This is a genomic window from Phytoactinopolyspora halotolerans, from assembly GCF_010550675.1.
GTDB lineage: Bacteria > Actinomycetota > Actinomycetes > Jiangellales > Jiangellaceae > Phytoactinopolyspora > Phytoactinopolyspora halotolerans.
Window position 1 is genome coordinate 305,114 of the sequence record NZ_JAAGOA010000003.1, and the last position, 22,712, is coordinate 327,825.

Annotated in this window: 20 protein-coding genes; 5 read left to right on the forward strand and 15 right to left on the reverse strand. The window is 68.7% G+C overall.

Annotated elements, in window-relative coordinates; translation table 11 throughout:
• Window positions 1-38 precede the first annotated feature (38 nt).
• Together G1H10_RS05925 and G1H10_RS05930 are read right to left on the reverse strand one after the other, a co-directional pair.
• A complete protein-coding gene (locus G1H10_RS05925; RefSeq protein ID WP_163734055.1) occupies window positions 39-1,283 on the reverse strand; it encodes a CapA family protein in 1,245 nt (414 codons plus the stop codon).
• A 91-nt stretch (window positions 1,284-1,374) separates the two neighbouring features.
• Entirely contained in the window at window positions 1,375-2,319 is a 945-nt protein-coding gene (locus G1H10_RS05930; protein ID WP_163734059.1) for an extensin family protein, read from the reverse strand.
• 313 nt (window positions 2,320-2,632) lie between these two features.
• Between G1H10_RS05930 and G1H10_RS05935 the strand changes: the two genes are divergently transcribed.
• Window positions 2,633-4,087: a sulfatase-like hydrolase/transferase gene (locus G1H10_RS05935; protein WP_163734061.1), complete on the forward strand. Its 1,455-nt coding sequence runs from the start codon at window positions 2,633-2,635 to the stop codon at window positions 4,085-4,087.
• Window positions 4,088-4,147: 60 nt separating this feature from the next.
• On the opposite strand, the gene G1H10_RS05940 is transcribed toward G1H10_RS05935, so the two are convergent.
• From G1H10_RS05940 to G1H10_RS05950, 3 genes are all read right to left on the reverse strand, one after another.
• Complete coding sequence (locus G1H10_RS05940) at window positions 4,148-6,154, reverse strand: TRAP transporter permease (protein WP_216852944.1); 2,007 nt, start codon at window positions 6,152-6,154, stop codon at window positions 4,148-4,150.
• 25 nt (window positions 6,155-6,179) lie between these two features.
• Window positions 6,180-6,710, reverse strand: coding sequence for a DUF1850 domain-containing protein (locus tag G1H10_RS05945; protein ID WP_163734067.1), 531 nt, complete (start codon window positions 6,708-6,710; stop codon window positions 6,180-6,182).
• 67 nt (window positions 6,711-6,777) lie between these two features.
• On the reverse strand, window positions 6,778-7,797 hold the full coding sequence (locus G1H10_RS05950; protein ID WP_163734070.1) for a TAXI family TRAP transporter solute-binding subunit: 1,020 nt from the start codon (window positions 7,795-7,797) through the stop codon (window positions 6,778-6,780).
• On the opposite strand from G1H10_RS05950, the gene G1H10_RS05955 reads away from it, so the two are divergent.
• Both G1H10_RS05955 and G1H10_RS05960 read left to right on the forward strand, forming a co-directional pair.
• Window positions 7,783-7,953 carry a hypothetical protein gene (locus G1H10_RS05955; protein WP_163734073.1) on the forward strand — a complete coding sequence of 57 codons (171 nt, stop codon included), beginning with the start codon at window positions 7,783-7,785 and terminating at the stop codon, window positions 7,951-7,953. The two genes, G1H10_RS05950 and G1H10_RS05955, sit on opposite strands and share 15 nt — an antisense overlap.
• A gap of 37 nt (window positions 7,954-7,990) precedes the next feature.
• Window positions 7,991-8,941, forward strand: a complete 951-nt coding sequence (locus tag G1H10_RS05960) for a TAXI family TRAP transporter solute-binding subunit (protein ID WP_163734076.1) — start codon at window positions 7,991-7,993, stop codon at window positions 8,939-8,941.
• Window positions 8,942-8,993: 52 nt separating this feature from the next.
• Here G1H10_RS05960 and G1H10_RS05965 read toward each other — a convergent pair whose 3' ends face one another.
• Both G1H10_RS05965 and G1H10_RS05970 read right to left on the reverse strand, forming a co-directional pair.
• Window positions 8,994-10,418, reverse strand: coding sequence for a sensor histidine kinase (locus tag G1H10_RS05965; RefSeq protein ID WP_163734079.1), 1,425 nt, complete (start codon window positions 10,416-10,418; stop codon window positions 8,994-8,996).
• Window positions 10,419-10,424: 6 nt separating this feature from the next.
• Complete coding sequence (locus G1H10_RS05970; protein WP_163734082.1) at window positions 10,425-11,099, reverse strand: response regulator transcription factor; 675 nt, start codon at window positions 11,097-11,099, stop codon at window positions 10,425-10,427.
• Between the two features lie 245 nt (window positions 11,100-11,344).
• Between G1H10_RS05970 and G1H10_RS05975 the strand changes: the two genes are divergently transcribed.
• Both G1H10_RS05975 and G1H10_RS05980 read left to right on the forward strand, forming a co-directional pair.
• On the forward strand, window positions 11,345-11,554 hold the full coding sequence (locus G1H10_RS05975) for a cold-shock protein (RefSeq protein WP_163734085.1): 210 nt from the start codon (window positions 11,345-11,347) through the stop codon (window positions 11,552-11,554).
• A gap of 78 nt (window positions 11,555-11,632) precedes the next feature.
• Complete coding sequence (locus G1H10_RS05980) at window positions 11,633-13,423, forward strand: DEAD/DEAH box helicase (protein WP_163734088.1); 1,791 nt, start codon at window positions 11,633-11,635, stop codon at window positions 13,421-13,423.
• A 43-nt stretch (window positions 13,424-13,466) separates the two neighbouring features.
• On the opposite strand, the gene G1H10_RS05985 is transcribed toward G1H10_RS05980, so the two are convergent.
• The 8 genes from G1H10_RS05985 to G1H10_RS06020 all read right to left on the reverse strand — a co-directional run bounded on the left by G1H10_RS05985 (window position 13,467) and on the right by G1H10_RS06020 (window position 22,629).
• Window positions 13,467-14,339: an aldehyde dehydrogenase family protein gene (locus G1H10_RS05985; RefSeq protein WP_163734090.1), complete on the reverse strand. Its 873-nt coding sequence runs from the start codon at window positions 14,337-14,339 to the stop codon at window positions 13,467-13,469.
• A 55-nt stretch (window positions 14,340-14,394) separates the two neighbouring features.
• A complete protein-coding gene (locus G1H10_RS05990; protein WP_163734093.1) occupies window positions 14,395-15,843 on the reverse strand; it encodes an aldehyde dehydrogenase family protein in 1,449 nt (482 codons plus the stop codon).
• Between the two features lie 181 nt (window positions 15,844-16,024).
• Complete coding sequence (locus tag G1H10_RS05995; RefSeq protein WP_163734096.1) at window positions 16,025-16,786, reverse strand: SDR family NAD(P)-dependent oxidoreductase; 762 nt, start codon at window positions 16,784-16,786, stop codon at window positions 16,025-16,027.
• 45 nt (window positions 16,787-16,831) lie between these two features.
• A complete protein-coding gene (locus G1H10_RS06000; RefSeq protein ID WP_163734098.1) occupies window positions 16,832-17,830 on the reverse strand; it encodes an acetamidase/formamidase family protein in 999 nt (332 codons plus the stop codon).
• Between the two features lie 116 nt (window positions 17,831-17,946).
• Window positions 17,947-18,792: a hypothetical protein gene (locus G1H10_RS06005; protein ID WP_163734100.1), complete on the reverse strand. Its 846-nt coding sequence runs from the start codon at window positions 18,790-18,792 to the stop codon at window positions 17,947-17,949.
• 272 nt (window positions 18,793-19,064) lie between these two features.
• A complete protein-coding gene (deoC, locus tag G1H10_RS06010; RefSeq protein ID WP_174264087.1) occupies window positions 19,065-20,039 on the reverse strand; it encodes a deoxyribose-phosphate aldolase in 975 nt (324 codons plus the stop codon).
• A 100-nt stretch (window positions 20,040-20,139) separates the two neighbouring features.
• A complete protein-coding gene (locus tag G1H10_RS06015; RefSeq protein WP_163734103.1) occupies window positions 20,140-20,838 on the reverse strand; it encodes a hypothetical protein in 699 nt (232 codons plus the stop codon).
• Between the two features lie 27 nt (window positions 20,839-20,865).
• Window positions 20,866-22,629 (reverse strand): phospho-sugar mutase, encoded by a 1,764-nt coding sequence (locus tag G1H10_RS06020; RefSeq protein WP_163734106.1) that lies wholly within the window; start codon window positions 22,627-22,629, stop codon window positions 20,866-20,868.
• Window positions 22,630-22,712 lie beyond the last annotated feature (83 nt).

Below are 22,712 nucleotides of genomic sequence, written 5' to 3' on the forward strand. Positions count from 1 at the left end.
AACACTTGCCGTGCTATGTGAACGGTAAGTGTTCATGATCATGGGAGGTTGAGGGGTTGCAGGTTGGTGCACTCACGCAGCTCGGTGAATTCCTCGCGCATCCGCTCGGCCCTCGCGCCGGACGCGAACTCGGGCAGGCCGTCGGGCTGGATCGTCGCCGGCGCCCAGGACTCCCGCGTGACGTGCCCGTCCGCCACGGTGAGGGTGAGGACGCCGGTGGTCGACGTCGCCTCTGAACTCTGCGTGTACCAGGCGAAATTGCCCAGGCCGTAGGCGACATACGTGCTGTCCAGCATGCCGGCCCCCTGCAGCTGGTGGGTATGGCTGCCGGCGACGACGTCAGCCCCGGCGGCCGCCAGCTCGGTGGCCAGCTCCGTCTGCGAGTCGCTGGGGCAGGCGTCGCCCTGCACACCCCAGTGCATGTAGACCACGACGACGTCGGCCTGGCGCTGTGCCGCCTCGACGGCGTCGAGCAGCGGCTCCGGGTCCAGCGCCACGGCGACGCCGGGCCGATTCTCCGTGGCGGCCCACTGCTCGGTCGGGTCGGCGGTCGGGTCGTCCGGCGTCGACGCCCCGATGACGGCGACCGTCGTACCGCCGACGTCGTGGACGGCCGCAGCGAAGGCATCGTCCCGGTCGCCGCCGATGCCGACGACCGAGAGCGGCGGATCGGCGGCAGCGGCTCGTCGCCGCGCGTCGAAGGTCTCGGCCAGACCGGCTGATCCGTAGTCCATCGCATGGTTGTTCGCCATGGTGACGACGTCGACACCCGCGGCTGCGAGCGCGTCGAACGCGGCCGGCGGCGCCTGGAACAGGTATCGCTTCGGCTCCGGGTCGCCCCCGGTGCCCACCGCCGACTCGAGGTTGGCGACGGTGAGGTCCGCCTCCGCGAGCTGTCCGGAGATCGGGGCGAGCGCGCCGCGTGGGTCGTCCAGCCGGGAGCGGAGCTCACCCTCGAAGTGCATGTCGCCGACGAACGAGATCGTGACGGGCTCCTGGTCGGGTTTCGGCGACACCGTGCCCGTGGCGGTCGACGGATCGCCGCCCCCGGTCGCGTCCGCCGGCGCTTCGGAACCGTGTTCTTCCGGACTGCTCACCTGGCCGCCGGGGGACGAGCCGGTGCGCGAGTCAGACGGCACTGGCGCGCCAGACTGCGCGGGTGCACCAGACGGCGGCGCCGCGGTCGGCTCGTCGGGCCCGCCGCACGCCGTCGTCACCAGGACGGCGGTGACGGCGAGCGCCGTGAGCGCGAGGAAGCGGCGCCGGGGCCGGTGCGGAGACATCCCGTCGAGAGTACTGTCCGAGCCGTCCCGACTCACAACGTCGCGCCGGCCACGACCCGCCCCGCGTACGGACGCCGTCGGGGTGCTCGGTTTAGCAGTCCGTCGTCGGGGCGTGGTAGTAGCCGGCGTTCTGGTCCGCGATGGCGTTGCGGATGACGTAGCGGAGGAACACCTTCATGTCGGCCGTGCTGCTCAGCGGGTTGTACGTCTGGCAGCCGCCCGAGCCGGTCGTCATCTTGAACCGCGACATGAGCGTGTTGTACGCCGACTGGGTGATAGGGCCCCAGATGCCGTCGAGCACGATGTCGCTGTTGACGCCCAGGTATCGCGCGGCCGCCTGCACGATGGTGGTGTCACCCTTGTGGCCGGTCCTGATGTTGGTCCCGCCGGAGTTGTTGCCGCCGTCGTCGACGTGCACGTGGTTCACGTGCGAGCCGTCCGTGTCGTACCACGCGGTGAAGACGTTGCGGAAGTAGCGCCGGCACGACGCCACGACCGCGAGGTACCGCCGCTTGACGACCCTGGTCTCCGGCCCCCGCCAGTGCTTGTTCAGGTCCACGTAGCCGCCGTCCCACTGGACCCGGGAGATGTCGAGTGCGCGCCCGGTACCGTGCTGTCCGGTCTTGCAGACGCCCGCACCGATGTCGCCGAGCCATTGGATTCCCCAGCTGGTGCTGGTGCTCGGCCGGCTGATGCGCGCGATGGCGTCGAGGTTCTGCAGCCAGGTGTTGCACCGGTCGTGAAAGGTCGCGTTGAACTGCTCGGAGTGGCGCCCGCCGTGTACGCCGAGCTGTCCGTTCCATCCCGTCCGGTGCCGCAGATCCCAGCCGGACTCGCCGACCCACGCGCGGCTCACGTAGGGGTTTCCGGCGCACACGGCCATCGTTCCCAGCTCCGGTTCGCCGTCGTCCGCGGCGTGTGCCGGCAGCGCGTGGCTGATCGGCGCCAAGAATCCGGCCGCCACCGTCAACCCACCCGCTCGCAACAGGCTACGGCGATCAAGGCCGTCGCCGTGCATGGCATCTTCCCTGCTCATTCGCGGCATCGTTGCCTCCCCTTGCGCGGCCCCCAGCCGATGTAGCGGACTATATCCGCCTCCGGCGGAGCCGGCTATGGAATGAGTTGGGGCTGACTGCGACGACGCTCGCAGGCCGCTCGCCCACTGCTCGCGACGACGCTCGCGCGCGCTGGTCGGACGCTGTACGCACGCCGGGTTGCCCGCCGGTTGCACGCGGGCTGCGCGACGCTCGAACGCCGGTCGCTGTCCGGTTGCTGGGCGGTCCGATGGCAGATGCGCCTGTGTAGGGTCGGAACGTCAGCGTTCGGTCCGAAGGGAGCAGGCAGGGAAGATGACGCGCGGACCCAACATCGTTCTGATCACGACGGACCAGCAACGCTACGACACGGTGGGCCCGCGTGCGCCGGATTTCCTGCGGACACCGCACCTCGATCACATGGCGCGCGAGGGCATCACATACTCGTCCGCGTACGCACAGTGTCCGATGTGCGTGCCGTCCCGGGTCTCGATCATGACCGGGCGCACCGTGGCCGGCCACGGCATGGCGCACAATGGCCACTCGTCGGAGGTCGTCGACCGGGAGACGTCGCTGCCGAGCATGCTTCGCCAGGCCGGGTACCAGACGGCGGCGATCGGGAAGATGCACTTCACCCCGGAGCGGGCCCGGCACGGGTTCGACGAGATGCTTCTCCCGGCGGACTACTACACCGAGATGACGCGGCGCGGGCACGACGTGCAGCCGATGCGGCACGGGCTCGGGCAGAACGAACTGTACCCAGGGATGGCGACAGTACCGGAGAGCCTCACGCTGACGTCCTGGACCGCCGAGCGCTGCGTCGACTACATACGCGAGCGGCGGGACCCGACGGTCCCGTTCTTCCTGTGGTGTTCGTTCTCCAAGCCGCATCCTCCGCTGGATCCGCCCGAGCCGTACTACTCGATGTATCTGAACAGCCCGATTCCGGAGCCGGTGTTCGGTGACTGGAGCGAGGACGAGCGTTGCCCGGAGGCGTTCCGGCGGGCTCGGGAGAAGTGGTCGCTCGACCTTATCCCGCCGGAGGTGATCCGGGCCGCCCGTGCCGCCTACTACGGCCTGGTCACCCACATCGACTACGCCATCGGCCGCGTGTTCGCCGCGCTGCAGGACCTGCGGATGTTCGACGACACGCTGCTGGTGTTCACCTCCGACCACGGCGAGTACCTCGGAGACCATCACACCGGTGCGAAGACCTTCTTCCACGAGGCGTCCGCACACGTGCCGTTCATCGTGCGCTTGCCGAAGTCCTGGGACGACCGGCGTCACGGCACGACCGTCGCCGATCCGGTGACACATGCCGACATCATGCCGACACTGCTGGCCGCCGCCGGCCAGCCGGCACCCGGGCAGTGCGACGGGCAGGACCTGTTCGCGCTGGCCCGGGGCGAGCTCGACAGCCCGCGCCGGTACGTCGACGGGGTTGGGCGTGTGCCGGACGCGACGTATCACGCCATCACCGACGGCCGGTGGAAGTACATCCACTACCCCGAGGGTGACACCGAGCAGCTGTTCGACGTGGAGAACGACCCGGACGAGCGGACGGACCTGAGCGGATCGTCCGAGCATGAGAAGCGCCGGGCGGACCTGCGGCAGGAGCTGATCGACCTGCTGGAGCGCCGGGGCTCGGAATGGGTGCGGGATGGTCGGCTGGTGAGCCAGGAGCCGTTCGGCGATACGACGCGGGACCGGCGGAACGAGTCGTGGCCCGGCTACCACACGGAACGTCACGACGTCGACGTCCGCCATTAGCCACCCCACCCCCATGATCATGAACACTTTCCGTTCACATAGCACGGTTAGTGTTCATGATCATGAGGTGGTGCGGGATCGGGTCTGGGTGATCACGACGACGGCGGCCAGCACCGCTCCGACGGCGTCGGTCAGGCCCGACGGAGCGAGCAACAACCCGGTGGCGGCGACGGCGGCCAGCCGCTCCAGCAGTGTCGTCGGGCGCAGCCAGTACCCTTCGATCGCCACCGCGAAGGTCAGCAGACCGATGAGGCCGGTCACCACGGCCGCGACGATCTCCGTGACGCTCCCGTTGAGCAGCAGCGGCGAGTACGCCATCAGCAGCGGGATCAGGTACAGGCCCTTGGCGAACTTCCAGGCCGCGACGCCGGTGCGCATCGGAGGAGAGCCCGCGATGCCGGATGCGGCGAATCCGGCGAGGGCCACCGGCGGCGTCACATTCGAGTCCTGGCTGTACCAGTAGACGATCATGTGGACCACGATCACGGGCAAGCCGAACTCCAGCAGCGCCGGCCCGGCCAGCACGATGAGCACGATGTAGGACGCCGTCACCGGCAGTCCCATCCCGAGCACCAGCGACGCCAGCGCCACCATCAGCAGCGTCGGCAACAGATGGCCACCGCCGACGCTGACGACGAGGCTGGAGAACTTCAGTCCGAGCGCCGTCAGGCCGACCATGCCGACGACGATTCCCGCCGCGGCCGTCGCTACCGAGACACCCACCGCGTTCTTCGCGGCGAGCATGAAGACCTCGGCGAGATCCTTGGCGTTCAGCCGGCTGCCGGCGCGCAGCATGGCGACCACGAACAGCGCGGTGGTCGCATACAGGCCGGCCAGCAGCGGGGTGACGTACTGCGTGAGCAGGTAGACCAGCAGGACGAACGGCACCAGAAAGTGGAATCCTCCGGTGAGCACGGCCTTCAGCCGGGGCAGGCTCTCTTTCGGCAGGCCCTCGATGCCGTGCTTGCGGGCCAGGATGTCGACGAACAGGAAGACCACGGCGAAGTACATCAGGGCCGGGATGATCGCCACTTTCACGATCTCGGTGTACGGCACGCCGATGTACTCGGCCATGACGAACGCCCCGGCGCCCATGATCGGCGGGAGCAACTGCCCGCCGGTGGACGCGGCCGCCTCCACGCCTCCCGCCTCGTGTGGCTTATAGCCGACCTTCTTCATCAGCGGGATGGTGAACGCGCCGGTGGTGACCGTGTTGGCGATGGCACTTCCGGAGACCGAGCCCATCATGGCGCTGCCGACGACGGCGCCCTTCGCCGGACCGCCCCGGTATCGGCCGGTGAGCACATAGGCGATGTCGATGAAGAACGCGCCGCCGCCGGTCTTCTGCAGCATGGCGCCGAACAGGATGAACATGAAGACGAACGTCGCCGCGACGCCCAGCGCCAGCCCGAAGATACCCTCCTGGGAGAGATAGCTGTGGTAGACGATGCGCTGGAACGTGTACCCGTCGTGGTAGAGGTCTCCGGGCATGAACGGACCGGTCCACGCGTAGAGCATGAAGCTGAAGACCAGCACGGCCATGAACAGGCCGATCGCGCGCCGGCACGCCTCCAGGAGCAGCACGATGGCGACAGTGCCCATTGCGAGGTCGAGGTCGGTCGGGGCGCCGAAGCGGGTCACGATCTCGTCGAAGTACACCACCGGGTAGACGCTGACGGTCACGGCGGCGACGCAGAGGCTCAGGTCGACCACGGCCATAGGCCACCGGCGCGCCCACGAGCCCTGACCGGCTGGGCGGATCAGGAAGACGAGGACGAGGATGAACATCAGGTGCAGCACCCGTTGCAGGTACGCATCCAGCTCCAGGCTGATCGCGGTGTAGATCTGGAAACCGCCGAGCCCGAGCGAGATGAGCAGCAGGGCGACGCCGGCGACCAGACCGGAGCGACCTTCGCCCCAACGAGCGGCCGCCAGCTGGCGCCACAACGGATCCGGCCCGCCCGTCTCCCCGGACGGGTCGACGAACCGATCCGGTCCGGCCGCGGTCGGCATCGCCGATGTGGCCGATGTGGCCGGTGCTGTCGGCCGCGATGCGTGCGTGCCCATGCGTTCCTCCATCTGCCAGAACGAACTATTCGCCGCAGCTCACGCCGTCGATCGACGACGTCATCAGCTGCAGGGTGGAGACCCGGACCGGCCGGACGGTGACGCGCTGTCGCTCCCAGCAGCGCGACAGCGCTACGTGCGTATCGCCGACCTGCAAGCGGTGGTCCACCGCGGCACTGCCGACCCGCAGCACGAGGTCACCGATCTCCCGCTCCAGGCCCCGGATCTCCCACCAGTCGCCCGCGTCGTGCCCGGTGCCCACACCGGGCATGTGCCCCATGCCCGCGCCGAACTGCACCAACCGGGTCGAGTCCTGGACGATCCGCCCGTCCTCGACGTGGTACCAGTCCTGGATCGGGAGGTGATCCACGGAATGCACGAACGTCAGGCCGAACGCCTCGCCGTCGTCGAGCCGCACGTAGCCTGCGGTGCCGCCGTCCGGAGCGATCGAGAGCGCCGGCCAGACCGGCCAGGCCAGGGCGATCAAGACCAGCGCGGGCGCGGCGGCCGCCGCGAGGGCGATCCGCGCAACCCGGCTGATACGTGAGCGGTTCATCGACGATCCTGAGACGGTCGGACGGTCTGACACGGTCGGACGGGTTGCCGGACGGTCGGCCGGCCGGTCAGGGACGCAGCTCGTCGGGGATCTCGACCCCCTGCTCCTCCGCGTACCTGATCAGGCCGGGGTGCAGCGGAACCGGGCTGTTCTCCAGGGTCTCCAGGGTGAGGTAGTCGGCCGCGCCCGCGTATACCTGGCTGATCGTCTCGACGTTCTCGTAGAGGGCCGACGCCAGCTCGTAGCCGCGATCCTCGGACATGTCGGAACTGACCGAGACGACGTTCCACAACGCGATCGTCGAGACGTCGTCGTCGATGGTGGAATACGTGTCCGCGCTGATCGTGTGCGGCGTGTAGAACGGGTACTGGTCGGTGACGGCGGCGACCTCGTCATCGCACATCGGGATCAGATGGATCGGGTCGGTGGCCTCCAGCTCACTGAGCGAGCCGTGCCCCTCGCCGACCACCCAGGACCCGGCGTCCAGTTGCCCCTCGCGTAGCGCACGGGCGGTCTCGGCGTAGGCGTAGCGCTGCCGCGAGATGTCGCTGTCGGTGGACATGCCGAGCGCGTCGAAGACGAGGTTGGTGGCGAGCTCATTGCCGCTGCCCGGCGCCCCGACCGAGAACCGGTGACCGGCCACGTCGCCGAAGCAGTCCAGGCCGAGGTCCTCGTCGATCGCTGCGAGCGACACGGCGTGATACACGTTCGGGTACAGCACCATCAGCGTGTTGGTCTCCACCGCCGCGTCGGAGAACTCGCCGTCGCCGTGGTAGGCCTGGTAGACCACATCGCCCTGGGCGATCGCCAGGTCGCTGTCGCCGGCGTCGAGCAGCCGGATGTTCTCCACCGAGGCGCCGGTCGATTCGGCGCTGGCGTTGACGCCGTCCACGGAGTCCTTGATGATCTCCGCCATGGCCCCGCCGATCGGGTAGTACAGGCCGGACGTGGTGCCGGTGGCGATGGACAGACTGCCCGACTCGCCGTCGTCGTCGTCACTGCTGTTGGCCGGCTGCGAGCACGCGGCGAGAACCAGCCCGGCGGTGACGGTGCCGATGCAGGCGGCGTACCGATGTCGAGGTCGCATGGAGCGCTCCTTCTCGTCGTCGAGGTCTTCGGTGCGCGGATGGCGGTGTGTGACCGGTGGGTGCCCGGTGTGACCGCCGTCACCGTGGTGCCAGGGACGGTAACGGCCAATCGCGGCGCGTTGCGGATCCGCGGACCGGAGTTGAGGAAGCTCTGAGGTTCATCCCCGGCCGCTGGACCGCTATGGTCGGCGCATGCGACGGTTCCTGGCGAAGCTCGCGGCGGGCGTTGCGGCGTTCGCCTTGCTGCTGGCCGCGTGCTCGGACGAGGGTCCGGAGGGCCCGTTGCGGATCGCCACCGGCGGCAGCGGAGGCGTGTACTACGAGTACGGGAACGGCCTGGCCGACGTCGTCGACGCACACCTGCCGGACCTGCAGCCGGAGGTGCTGACCACGGCGGCGTCGCTGGAGAACATCCGGATGGTGGTCGCGGGCGAGGCTGAGATCGGGTTCAGCCTGGCCGACTCGGTCGAACTGGCCGTGATCGGTGCCGAGCCGTTCGACCAGCCGCAGCCGATCCGGGCGCTGGCCCGCCTCTATGACAACTACGTCCATCTGGCCGTGACGGCCGACTCCGATATCCGGACCCTCGCGGACCTGCGGGGACATCCGGTCTCGACGGGCGCCGCAGACTCCGGCACCGAGGTGATCGTCAACCGCCTGCTCCAGGTGGCGGAGATGGACCCGGCCGTGGACCTGCAGCGGCATCGGCTGAATATCGACGAGTCGGCGGCGGCGTTGATGAACGGTGAGATCACCGCGTTCTTCTTCTCCGCCGGATTGCCGACCGAGGCGATCCGGCGCCTCGCCGACGAGGACGAGATCAGGCTGATCGACCTGGCGGAGATGGCGCCGGTGATGCGGTCCGAGTACGGCGAGCTCTATTCGGAGCGGAGCATCCCGCACTCGGTGTATGGGCTGTTGCCGATCACCACCATCGGCGTACCCAATTACCTGGTGGTCTCGGCGGAGATGGACGACTCGCTGGCGTATGCGCTGACCGAGCTGCTGTTCAGCGCGCGGGACGAGCTTGCCGAGGCGCACCCGGAGGCGCGCCGCCTCAACCTGCGCGCCGCGTTCTCCACCTATCCGGTGGAGTTACACCCCGGCGCCGTGGAGTACTACCGGGATGCGCGCAGGTCCTGATCCGGGCATGGCACGCTCGGGGCCTCCACATACGTGGACAAGACGGACGCGATCACGTGCGCTCGGCGTGCCATGCCGGGGCGCGGGCGTCGTCGGCGGTCGTTCCATTCACGACGAGCCGCAGTCGGAGCCGGGCGTCGATGCCTCCGGTATCGGCGGGTAGCAGCGTCAGATCGCCCTCGCACGCATCGGCGAGTTCCCGGACGATGGCCAGGCCGAGGCCGGAGCCGGGCGTGTTCTGGTGGTCCGGGCTGCGCCAGAACCGGGTGCCCGCCTGCTCGCGTTCGTCCTCGCTCAACCCCGGCCCCTCATCGATGACGTGGATCTCGGCCGTGTCGCCGTCGCGGCGTAGATCGACGACGACGTGGCCCCCGCTCGGGGTGAACTTCAACGCGTTGTCGAGCAGCGCGTCCAAGCACTGCCCGACGACGTCGTCGGTGGCGAGTACCCGGTGGCCGAGGCGGGCACCACGTGCCAGCAGGACCCCGCTCTCGGAGGCCATCGGTTGCCAGCCGGCGATCCGGTCGTCCACCAGCCGGTCGACGTCCACCTCCGTGAGCTGCAGCGGTGTGCCCTCCGCACGGGCCAGGGTGAGCAGGCCGCTGAGGATCTGTGCCAGCCGGTTGATCTCGGCGACGGTGAGGCTGTGCTCCCGCTGGCCGCTGGGCCGCACGTGCTCGGCCAGGTTCTCCAGCCGGAGCCGCAGCACACCCAGGGGGGTGCGCATCTGGTGACTCGCCTGGGAGACGAACGCCTTCTGCCGGTTCAACGTCCCGGTGACCGTGTCCGCCATCGCGTTGAAGGACGCCGCGAGCCGGCGCAACTCGCTTGGGCCCTCGTCCTCGGGAACCCGGGCGTCCAAGGCGCCGGCGCTGATGTCGTGCGCCACGGTATCGAGGTCATGTACCGGGCGGAGTGTCCAGCGTGCCAGCCCGAGCGCGACCAGCGACGCGGCGGCCATCGCCGCGCACCCGACCCCGCCCAGCACGATCCATTGGTTGCGGATGTGACCGCTGAGCTCGTCGGTCGGCGCGACCGTGAGCGCCACCCCGATCACCTCGCCGCCCCGGCCGACCGGTTCCACCAGCACCAGCGGGCGGGTCGTCCACGGCCACACGACCTGCTCGATGCCGGAACGTTCACCGGCTAATCCGGCGTTCATCCGGCGCCGCACCTCGTCGTCGGCGAGCGGCAGGTCGTCTCGGGAGGCCGCGATCACTTCGCCGTTGATATCCAGGACGGCCGCGCCGACGTCGAACAGCTCGTCGTAGCGGGAGATCTCGTCCTGCAGCGTCACCGTCTCGTTGGAGCGCAGTGCCGGGTCCGCCATCGACGCGAACCGCGCGGTGTCGTTCAGCTGGTCGATGAAGACGGCCTGCGTCTCGCGGGTCGCGATCGACACCGCGTACGGAACCGCCACCGCCAGCAGGACCGCGGCGGCCATCAACAGGTAGACGACGAGTAGCCGGCGCCGCATGCGCGATCAGTCCGGCATCTCGGGGACCACGGCCAGCCGGTAGCCCACACCGCGGACGGTCTCGATCAGTTGTGGGGCGCCGAGCTTGGCGCGCAGGCTGGCGACGTGCACCTCGAGGGTGCGGCCGACACCGCGCCAGCTGGTCTGCCACACCTGGGCCAGGATGTGTTCGCGGGAGAGCACCGCACCTTCGGCGCGCACCAGCGCAGTGAGCAGGTCGAACTCTTTGCGGGTCAGGTTCACCGGTGTGCCGTTCCGATAGACGGCGTGCTCGGCGAGGTCGATCTCCAGGCTGCCGACGCGGATCCGCTGCCCGGGCGGGGGAGCGGCGGAATGGGCCCTGCGCAGGACGGCGTCCATCCTGGCTGAGAGCTCGGCCATGCCGAACGGTTTGACGACGTAGTCATCCGCGCCGTTGCGTAGCCCCAGCACCCGCTGCGGCTCGTCGCCGCGTGCCGTCACGGCGATCACCCCGACGGGACTGCGCTGCCGGATCTTGCGTAACACGTCGATGCCGTCCATGTCCGGAAGACCGAGGTCGAGCAGGACCAGATCCACGGTGGGTGCGGTGAGGGCCTGTTCGCCGGAGGCGGCTCGCAGCACTTCGTGGCCGTGCCGGCGCAGCGCTGTCGTCAGCGCGTCGGCAAAGCTGTTGTCATCCTCGACCAGCAGCACCCGCATGGTGACGTTGATGGTACTGGGTCATCCCGGCTCGGCCGGAACGGCTCGCGCTCGGCCTCGCGTGCTGGCCCCGCGTGCTGGCCTCGTGCGCTGGCCTCGCGCCCGTTCGGAGCTGGATGGGATACGCGTTTGGTGGGTTACAGCGCCCCAAACGCGCATCCCATCAGTCATGACCGGGCCGGAATGGGTATCCCTTCGGCGGGGTATCCGGGGCTCAGAACGATGCTCCACCGGGGGTGATCCGGATGCCGACAGGCACAGTGAAATGGTTCGACAGCGGTAAGGGTTACGGCTTCATCGCACCCGACGAGGGCGACGACGACGTCTTCGTGCACTACACCGCCATCGTGAGCACCGGCGGCTTCCGTACGCTGGAGGACGGTCAGCGCGTGCAGTTCGACGTCACGCGCGGTGATCGGGGCAATCAAGCGGACAACGTCAGCCCGATCAGTTGACCAGGCGGGTTAGCCAGGTCGGTACGCCGCGTACGCTGAGCGTTCAGACAACCGGCGGCAGAGGTCAGGAGAGCGTTGATGACGGTGAGCGAGACCGAGGCAACGGATGGTTTCGCGGAGCTGGCGCTGCGACCAGAGCTGCTGGGGGCCCTGTCGAGCCTGGGCTACGAAGAACCCACGCCCATCCAGCGAGAGGCGATACCGCCGCTGGTGCACGGTCGTGACCTGCTCGGTCAGGCCGCGACCGGAACCGGGAAGACGGCGGCGTTCGCCTTGCCCGCGTTGCAGCGCATGGCCGAAGCGCCGCGCTCGCCGGAACCCACGACCCTGGTGCTGGTGCCCACGCGTGAGCTGGCGATGCAGGTCTCCGAGGCGTTCCACCGCTACGGTCGAGAGCTGGGTGTCCGGGTGCTGCCGATCTATGGTGGGCAACCCATCGGCACCCAGCTGAGATCGCTCGACCGCGGCGTCGATGTGGTGGTCGCGACGCCTGGGCGCGCACTCGACCACATCGCCCGCGGCTCGCTACGCCTGGACGACGTGCGGACGGTCGTGCTGGACGAGGCGGACGAGATGCTCGACATGGGGTTCGCCGAGGACATCGAGGCCCTGCTCGATCAGACGCCGACGAGCCGGCAGACGGTGCTCTTCTCGGCCACGATGCCGCACCGGATTGAGCGGATCGCGCAGCGCCACCTGCGGGACCCGGTGCGGATCGAGATGGGGCGCGCATCGGCGCCGTCGGGCGAACCGCCGCGGGTCCGGCAGACCGCCTACGTGGTCGCTCGCCAGTACAAGTCCGCCGCGCTCGGCCGGATTCTGGACCTCGAGGCGCCGTCCGCGGCGATCGTCTTCTGCCGAACCCGGGAGGAAGTGGATCAGCTCACGGAGACGTTGAGCGGCCGCGGCTACCGTGCGGAGGCGCTGCACGGCGGGATGAGCCAGGAACAGCGGGACAAGGTCATGGGACGGCTACGCCGGGAGGCGGCCGACCTGTTGGTGGCCACCGACGTGGCGGCACGCGGGCTCGACGTCGAACACCTCACGCACGTCGTCAACTACAACGTCCCGTCGGACCCGGACGCGTACGTGCACCGCGTGGGCCGGGTCGGCCGTGCCGGTCGGGAGGGCGTGGCGATCACGCTCGTGGAACCCCGCGAGCACCGGATGCTGAAGTCGATCGAGCGGACGGCGAAGCAGCGGATCCGGGTGGAGCAGCTGCCCACCGTCGCGGATCTGCGTATCCGGCGGCTCGAGCTGACCAGGGGCGCGCTGCAGGAAGCCCTGATGGACGGCGATGATCTGGAACGTTTCCGGGTGGTCGTGGAGGGCCTCGCCGAGGAATTCGACGTCATGGACGTGGCCCTGGCGGCGGTCAAGCTGGCGCACGACGCCAGCGGCGAGACGGCCGACGAGGTGGAGATCCCGGACGCCGCCGACGTCGCGACGAGGTCGAAGCCACGACGTCGCGGGGCCGACGGAGGCGACGGATGGCGACGCCGCACGGACGGCATGACACGGATCTTCGTCGGCGGCGGACGCCATGCCGGGGTGCGGCCGCAGGATCTGGTCGGCGCCATCGCGGGTGAGTCGCAGCTCAGCGGCCGGGAGATCGGTGCCATCGACATCGCGGACCGGTTCTCCCTGGTGGAGGTCCCCGAGTCCGCCGCCGACGACGTGATCGCGGCGCTGCGGCGGACCACCATCAAGGGGCGGAAGATCACCGTGCGCCGTGAGCGTGACGCGGGAGGCGGTACGCGAGGCGTAGGACGCGCGCAGCGTGACACAGGGCGCGACGAACGAGGGGCAGGACGCGGCGAACGTGACTCGGGCCGCCGTGGAGGCACCGCCGGGAAACCTCGCCGGTAGCGGAGCCTGTTCGCTTCCGTCCGGCGCGGACGGACCGGGGCAGTCAGATCCCCACGGGATGCCAGACGGTCTTGGTCTCTAGGAACGACGCGATCCGCCCCAGGCCGGGCTCGGGCGTGAAGTCGGGTTCCTCGCCCGGGGCGCGTACCACCCGTTTGAGGTTCTCGGCGGCGGCCAGCTCGAGCTCGGCGGCGTGCGCATGGTCACCGGCGGCTCCGGTGAGGTCGATCGCGTTGACGTCCATGTGCGAGGCGAGGGTCGGCGCCGTATCGGCGAGCCGGCCGGTGAGAATGTTAGCCACACCGCCCGGCACGTCGGAGGTGGCGAGCACCTCGCTGAGCGTGATCGCCGGCAACGGGCGTTCGTATGACGAGGCGACGACGGCGGTGTTACCGCTGACCAGCACCGGCGCGAGGACGGACACCAAGCCGAGCAGCGACGACCGCTGGGGTGCGAGCACGGCCACGACGCCGGTCGGCTCGGGTACCGAGAAATCGAAGTACGGCCCGGCGACGGGGTTGCTGGACCCGATCACCTGCGCGATCTTGTCCGACCAGCCCGCGTACCAGACCCAGCGGTCGATCGCCTCGTCCACGGACTTCTCCGCCTTGCCCCGGCTCAGCCCCTCGCCGGCGGCGACCTCGTCGACGAACTGCGCGCGCCGGCCCTCCATCACCTCGGCGACCCGATACAGGACCTGGCCGCGGTTGTAGGCGGTGGCCCCGGACCAGCCGGGGAACGCCTTCCGGGCCGCGGCCACCGCATCGCGCGCGTCCTTGCGGGAGGCGTACGCGGCGTTCGCGAGGAAGTTCCCCTTCGCGTCGGCGACCTGGTATGAGCGGCCGGACTCGGACCTCGGAAACTTCCCGCCGATGTACAGCTTGTACGTCTTCTTCACGGCCAACCGTTCGCTCATATGGTCACGCTCAGCTTCTCGCTCGTGCCTCGCTCGGCGCTTCGCCGTTCGGTCATCACGCGGCTTCATCCACCTTCAGGTACGCCTGCAGGCCATGGCGGCCGCCTTCTCGGCCGTAGCCGGACTCCTTGTAGCCGCCGAACGGCGACGTGGGGTCGAACCGGTTGAACGTGTTGGCCCACACGACACCGGCTCTGAGCTGCTGCGACATCCACAGGATCCGGGAGCCCTTGTCCGTCCACACACCGGCGGAGAGCCCGTATGGCGTGTTGTTCGCCTTCTCGACCGCCTCGGCGGGTGTGCGGAACGTCAGCACGGAGAGCACGGGCCCGAAGATCTCCTCGCGGGCGATCCGGTGCGCCTGCGAGACGCCGGTGAAGACGGTGGGCGGGAACCAGAATCCGCGCTCGGGCAGCTCGCATTCCGGTGACCACCGCTCGGCTCCCTCGGCTTCGCCCACCTCGGAGAGCTCACGGATGCGCGTCAGCTGCTCGGCCGAGTTGATCGCGCCGACGTCGGTGTTCTTGTCCAGTGGATCGCCGACGCGCAGCGTGCCGAGGCGGCGCTTCAGGCTGGTCAGCACGTCGTCGTAGATCGATTCCTGAACGAGCAGCCGGGAGCCGGCGCAGCAGACATGGCCTTGGTTGAAGAAGATGCCGTTGACGATGCCTTCGATGGCCTGGTCGATCGGCGCGTCGTCGAAGATGATGTTGGCCGCCTTGCCGCCCAGCTCCAACGTGGCCTTCTTCTCGGTGCCGGCGACGCTGCGCGCGATGGCCTTTCCGACCTCGGTGGACCCGGTGAACGCGACCTTGTCGACGCCGGGGTGCTCGACGAGAAGCCGGCCGGTGTCGCCGGCGCCGGTCACGATGTTGACGACCCCGGGTGGCAGATCCGCCTGCTGGCAGATCTCGGCGAACAGCAGCGCCGTCAACGGGGTGGTCTCGGCCGGTTTGAGCACCACCGTGTTGCCGGTGGCCAGGGCGGGCGCGATCTTCCAGGCCAGCATGAGCATCGGGAAGTTCCACGGGATGATCTGGCCGGCGACGCCGTACGGCTTCGGATCCGGCCCGAATCCCGCGTAGTCGAGTTTGTCCGCCCAGCCGGCGTAGTAGAAGAAGTGCGCCGCGACCAGCGGGATGTCCACGTCCCTGGACTCGCGGATGGGTTTGCCGTTGTCCAGCGACTCCAGCACGGCCAGCTCGCGGGCGCGTTCCTGGATGATCCGGGCGATGCGGAACAGGTACTTGCCCCGGTCGCGTCCGGACAACTTCGCCCAGGTCCGCGTGTGCGCGTCGCGGGCGGCCTTCACCGCGGCGTCGATGTCCGCCTGACGGGCTTCAGCGATGTCCGCGAGGACCTCCTCGTTGGACGGATTAATCGACTTGAACGACGTACCGTCGGCGGGATCGACGAACTCACCGCCGATGAACAGCCCGTACGAGCTCTTGATGTCGACGACGGCGCGCGACTCCGGTGCCGGCGCGTACTCGAACTTCGCCATGCCCCCAGGCTACCGGCGATGTCGCCGCCACGTACGCGTCGGACGGCGACCATCCGTTCAGACGAGGGGCAAGCCCTACATCAGGTAGTACGTGGACCATCGCCCCGCGGACAAACTGTCCTCTGACCGGTTTCGGCCGAGTTAGGCACCGCGGGGCTTTGCTACGCTCCAGCGTTTCGTGTCAGAGCTGGACGCCGCGGGTGAGTGCTCCGTCGACGACGAGGTTCGTCCCGGATATGAACGACGCCCGCGGGCTGGCGAGCATGGTGATCGCGTACGCCATCTCCTCGGGTGTGCCCATGCGCCCGGTCGGATTCAGCGCGAGTGCCTGATCGTAGAGGTCGCGGTTGCCGTCCTTGATCTGGTTCCAGACGCCGCCCTCGAAGAACGTGTTCCCCGGCGAGACGCTATTGGCTCGTATGCCCTTGGGCGCCAGTTGGTACGCAAGGCTCTGCGCGTAGTGCACGATTGCGGCCTTCATCGGTCCGTAGGCGGGGGCTGCGAAGTCGACTTCGCGGCCGGACACGCTGGACACCGCGACGATCGAGGCGGCCTCGCTGCGTTCCAGATACGGCATGGCGGCGTTCACCGCGCGCACGGTGTGCATGAGGTCGACCTCGAAACTGGCTTGCCAGTTCTCCTCCTCGGGGCCGATCGAGAGCGCACTGACGTTGGCGACGACGATGTCGATTCCGCCGAGCTCGGTGGCCGAACGCTCAACCCACCCGGCCAGTGCGTCGCCGTCGCGGACATCGACCGCCTCGCCACGCACGCGGTGGCCGGCCGTTTCGGCCTCACGGCAGGTGGCCTTGACGTCGTCGTCGGTGCGCGCGCAGAAGGACACCGCGGCGCCCTCGGCGGCGAGCATTTCGACGGTGGCCCGTCCGATGCCCTTGGTGCCGCCGGTCACCAGCGCCTTCATTCCGGATAGGTGCAGGTCCATCGCTCGTCTCCTCGTCGTTGGGGATGTGGCGCGGCAACAGGATCGCTACACCGTGGCCGCCTGGCCACGTAAGTGGCGATGCATGCCGTTGTACGCGTCACCGGTCGGGAGGAGCCGCTTGGCGACCTTGGTGACCGCGCTGTAGTTCGCGTCGACGACGTTGGCGAGTGGGGACTCGCTGATCTGCGTGAGTAGCTGGTAGGCGTCGAGCCGATCGAGCCCGTACAGCTCACCCAGCCACGCGACCATCCCGGCCTGGCTGGCCCGCCATGCGTCTTCGAGCGGACGCGACGAGGCGACCACGACGTAATGACCATCCTGCTCGATGCGTGGCCACACTGGGGCGTGCCCCTTGATGAGCTCGACGATCAGGGTCACGTTCATCGCGCCCTCGACGGCCGTGCCGCAGGACTCGCCTTCACCTTGCCGATAGTGCCCGTCGCCGACGGAGAACAGGGCACCTTCGACGTTGACCCCCAGGTAGCAGGTCGCTCCGGCGCGCATCTCCGGGGTGTCCATGTTTCCGCCGAACATGTCCGGAACCAGCGATGTACGCACCTCCCGCGCGCCGGGAGCCACGCCGACGGTGCCCAGCATCGGCGCCACGGGCAGGTCAAGCTGCAGCTCACCGCGCAGCGCCTCGAACCGCACTGTCTGGCGTTCCCGGTCCAGCTGGTAGATCCAGGTCAGTTCGGGCAGCGCGTCTTGCAGCGTGACCGTGCGGTCGGTGCTGGTGAGTCCACCGAACAAGGGGATCGTCGCGGACGCCGCCCAGTCCCTGGCCGGTTCCAGATCGACGATGTGCAGCGCGAGTGTGTCGCCGGGCTCGGCACCTTCGACGTAGAACGGTCCCGTCTGCGGGTTGACCTCCCGCATGTCCAGCTTTTCGCTCGGCCGATCGGATGCGCTTTGCAGGCGTCCACTGAACGCGTCCTCCGTCCACAGCCGCATGAGCGTACCCGGCGTGACCGTGCGGACCGGCGGCACTCCGCCGAAGGTCCAGGCGTACTGCTCGCGCTCGGGGATGAATTCGATGATCTCCATAGCGGCTGCCTCTCCGGCCCAGGATCATGGACGTGCCGACGAGGATATCGTCAGGGCGTGCGTGGGCGCGATGTCGACATCGGGTGCCGCGGGGCTACACCCGTCGCCCACGTCGATCAGCCGCACTCGGTGTCGATGTGCCGTTTGAGCCGCTCGATGATGGGGCCGAATTCCTCGTCGTTCTCCAACGCCTGGAATTCGTCGGGGACCGAATCGGTGTGCATCCGGCCGGCCATAGATCCCACCCGACCTGCGAGGTTGGTCCAGTCTTCCGCTATCGCGTCGTCTGGTGCGGTGGCGGCGATGTCGAGGAACATGCTGGCGAGATAGGTACCAAGGTGGACCCCGTTGGGCTGACGCACTTCCTCGACATCGCTGACGAGGTTGTGGCTGAGCGGTCGCACCTGGTCGCAGTATTCGTTGGCGGGCTCTGCACCAAGGTCAGCGTCGCCGGTCTGGGACTCGCTGAACGTGCACCCGTTCTCAAGATGTGCGTTGAGTCGCGCCGGGACCGCTTCGATGTCTCCGAACCGGTCGGCCTCGTTGATGGAGAGCTCGAACAGCGCGTTTTCGAGGTCACCGGGGTAGCTCATATCCAGGTCGGCGACTTCCTCGATGACGTCCGCCATGGCGTTCCAGTCGTTCGCCACGGCGTCGTCCGGTGCAGCGTGCGCGATCGCACGGAATGAGTCGATGATCTCGGTTGCTCGCCATCGGGCGTCGAACTGGGCGTCGGTGAGCAGGTCGTTGCCGAACTCTTCTGCCAGGTCGCAATACTCGCTTGAGGGCTGGGGGTCCTCGCGGTTCCCGGCACCTTGCTGCGTTGTGTCCGAGTCTCCTTCAGCCGGCTGGGACTCCGCGTTCTCCGCGAGGAACGGTGACTCGTCGTCGCCACCGCATCCGGTGAGCGCCACCGCTAGCGCAGCGCCGAGCAGGGGGATCAGGGTCTTCTTGCCGGTCATCGATGTGGTCTCCATATAGTGATGTGCTCGCGTCGACCCGCGTCAATCGGGGACGTCGACGACGCCCGTCGTGTCAGCCGGGGCAGTCTTCGACTCCGTGGTTCCTTGCAGCCGGCACGACAGCGTGCCGACCACAGACCATGACAGACGCCGGAATATGTGCACTACACATCAGCCCTTGACTCGAAGAACGCTGAGTGCTGTGCACGTATGTGTCAGCCGAGGCCGGGTGACCTGTCGATGTGTCCAGGCAGGTAGGCGATACACCTGGCCTAGTCGAGGGTGAAGTAGTCCGGGCCCGCGTAGTAGCCGGTCTTCAGCTTCTGGCGTTGCATGAGCAGGTCGTTGAGCAAGCTGGAGGCACCGATGCGGAACCAGTCCGGGCTGAGCCAGTCCTCACCCGCGGTCTCGTTCACCAGGACCAGGTATCGGATCGCGTCCTTGCTGGTCCGGATCCCGCCCGCAGGTTTGACGCCGACCTGACGACCGGTGGCGACGCGGAAGTCGCGGACTGCTTCCAGCATCACCAGGGTGACCGGGAGCGTCGCGGCGGGGGAGACCTTGCCCGTGCTGGTCTTGATGAAATCGGCGCCGGCCAGCATCGCCAGCCACGAGGCGCGGCGGACATTGTCGTACGTGACGAGTTCACCCGTCTCGAGGATGACCTTGAGATGCGCGCCCTGTCCCTCGACAGCATCGGCGCGGCCGCAGGCTTCCTTCACGGCGACGATCTCGTCGAAGACCTGCCCATACCGTCCGGACAGGAATGCGCCGCGGTCGATCACCATGTCCACCTCGTCGGCGCCGGCGGCGACCGCGTCCCGGGTGTCCGCCTGCTTGACGGCGAGGCTGGTGCGCCCGGACGGAAAGGCGGTGGCCACGCTGGCGACCTTGATTCCGCTCGCGCCGAGCGCCTCCTTGGCGACGGGTACGAGGTCGGGGTAGACGCAGATGGCCGCCACCTGGGGAACACTCGCATCGGTGGGGTCGGGGCGCTGTGCCTTCGAACACAACGCCCGCACCTTTCCGGGCGTGTCCTGGCCCTCCAGGGTCGTGAGATCGATCATCGAGATCGCCAGGTCGATCGCGAACTCCTTGGCCGTCGTCTTGATCGACCGCGTCGCCAGCGTTGCGGCCCGCGCATCCGCACCCACCTGGTCCACGCTGGGCAGCCCGTGCAGGAACCGGCGTAACGACGCCTCCGACGACGCGGCGTCGGCCAACCGGGTGTCTTCGAAGACCGTCATCTCCCCGAGTCTAGGCCGCCCGCGCCTCCACGTCGTCCGGCCGTCGCGAGCTGCGTGCGCCAGTGATGTCCGCTTCGGGGCGGACGGCCACTGCGAGCCCTCACAGCCGTGGCAGGATCGCCTCGGCGATGGCGGCGCCGGTGTCCAGCATGTCCTCGTTCGGTTGGCCCTTCATCCACATGAACAGCAGCACGACGGAATCCGACCGGCGTTCGGCGACGGCGATCGCGACGTGCGTGCCGCCGGAGACCGAGCCGTACCGCGCAGCGTCGCCCCAGCCGTACAGCTGGTCGCTGTAGTCCCACATCTCCGCTGTCTGTTTCTGGATGTACGCCGCCGGGTCGGTGCGAGCGTCTCCGTAGTACGCCTGTATGGAGGCGATCGCCTCGCCGTCCACGTCGAACAGGCATTCCTCTGCCGGGAAGTCGGCCGTGAGGGTGGTGGCGATGTCATAGCCGAGGAGCTGACTCATCTCGGATGCGCTGACCACGTCACACATGTTCTGCGGCGGCTTGCCGGGTTCAGTGGGTTGGTCGGTGGTGCCGTCGTCGTTCGGGTCGTCGCCGTGTCCCGTGCCATCGCTGGAAGGATCGGCAGGTTCCTCGCCGGAGAGCTCGGAGAGGTCTTCCGGCAGGTCTGCCGATGACTGGTCGTCACCGGCGAGCCCACCGCCGGAGCCGCCGCCGAGCAGAGAGTCCCCGCCCGCGTCGTCGTCCCCGCACGCGCTGGCGGCGAAAACGATGACCGCCGCGGCGGCGGTGAGCGCGCGGCGGGCGGTGGGTCGTTTCGTCGTCGGCACGGCCAGTGACGGTACCAGAGGCCGTGGTCAAGGGATGGTGAGTCCCAGCGCCTCCGACACATCCTGCCGGAGTGCGGCCAGCCTGGATTCCGCCGTGGTGCGAGCCGCGGCGACGTCACCTCCGGCCACGTTGACCACGGCTTCGAGGTAACACTTGAGCTTCGGTTCCGTTCCGCTCGGCCGGATGATGACGCGGGAGTCATCGCCGGTCAGATAGCGCAGGCCGTCTGTGGGAGGCAGGCCGTCGAGCCCGGCGTTGAGGTCGTGGACGGCGGTGACGGGCGCCCCGCCGAGCTTGGTGGGGCGATGGCGCCGCAGCCGGCGCATGGCATCGACGATGATCTTCGGATCCTCGACACGGACCGAGACCTGGTCGGTCGCGTGCAGCCCGTGCGTGCGGGCGAGATCATCGAGAACGTCCCACAAGGTGCGGCCGGCCGCCTTGGTGTCGGCGGCGAGTTCGGCGAACAGGACGGCCGCTGAGATGCCGTCCTTGTCCCGCACGGAGTCCGGATCGACGACGTAGCCGAGCGCCTCCTCGTAACCGTAGGTGAGCCCGGGCACGCGAGAGATCCATTTGAAACCGGTGAGTGTCTCGACATGCCGGATGCCATGATCGGCCGCGATCCTACCGAGCAGCCGGGACGAGACGATCGAGTTCACGAACACCGGCGTACCGCCGTGCCCTGGTGCAACGTCCGCTGCCACATCGTCCGGCGCCGCGTCGTCCTGCGCCGCTCCGTCGAGTTTGCCGGCCAGATGATGCCCGAGCAGTGCTCCGACCTCGTCGCCGTGCAGCATCCGCCAGGAGAGGTCGCCGGTGGCGGAGGGCGCCGGGAGCGCGACGGCCAGCCGGTCCGCGTCCGGGTCGTTGGCGAGCACCACGTCAGCGCCGGTGTCGGCCGCCAATCCGAGCGCCAGGTCGATCGCCCCCGGCTCCTCCGGGTTCGGGAACGCTACCGTCGAGAAGTCCGGGTCCGGCTCGGCCTGCTCCGGCACGGGCAGCACGTCGGTGAAGCCGGCGCGCCGCAGCGCCTCGACGACTGTGCCTCCGCCGACGCCATGCAACGACGTGAGCACGATGCGCAGATCTCGCCCGTCTTCGCCCGGCGGCTCGGCCACGTGCGCGGCCGAGGCGATGTAGGCGTCGATGACGTCTTCGCCGATGATGCTCCAGCCCTCTGCGGCTCTGCGGACACGCGAGGTGAAATGGACGTCCTTGATGTAGGAGGCGATCTCCGCGTCGATCGGCGCCACGATCTGCGACCCTCCGTCGGCGCCGCCCAGGTACACCTTGTATCCGTTGTCACGGGGCGGGTTGTGACTCGCGGTGACCATGACGCCGGCGTCTGCGTGCAGGTATCGGAGGGCGAACGCCAGCACCGGCGTCGGCAGGACTCGGGGCATGAGCATGGCGTCGATGCCGGCCGCGGTCATGACCGCGGCAGTGTCGACGGCGAAGGTGTGCGAGCCGTGCCGGGCGTCGTAGCCGATCACCACCCGATGGCGCCCGTCATTGACCGGTTCGCGGAGGGCGTTCAGATATCCGGCCAAGCCCGCCGCGGCGCGGATGACGACCGCCCGGTTCATCCTGTTCGGCCCTGCGCCGAGTTCCCCGCGGAGCCCGGCGGTGCCGAAGGTCAAGAAGCCGGAGAAGCGGTCACCGAGATCGGCGAGCGCGTCGGTGTCGCCGGTGTCGGCGCGTGTGATCAGCTCGTGCAGCTCGGCGCGGGTCGCCGGGTCGGGGTCGTCGGCCAGCCAGTTCTGAGCCTCGAAGAGCACGTCGTTCATCGGCGCCGTCCCCTGTTCTCGCGCATCTCCGGGTGGATGCGACGTTTCGTCCGGAACATCAAGGTTCCTCGATGCCTGCCTCG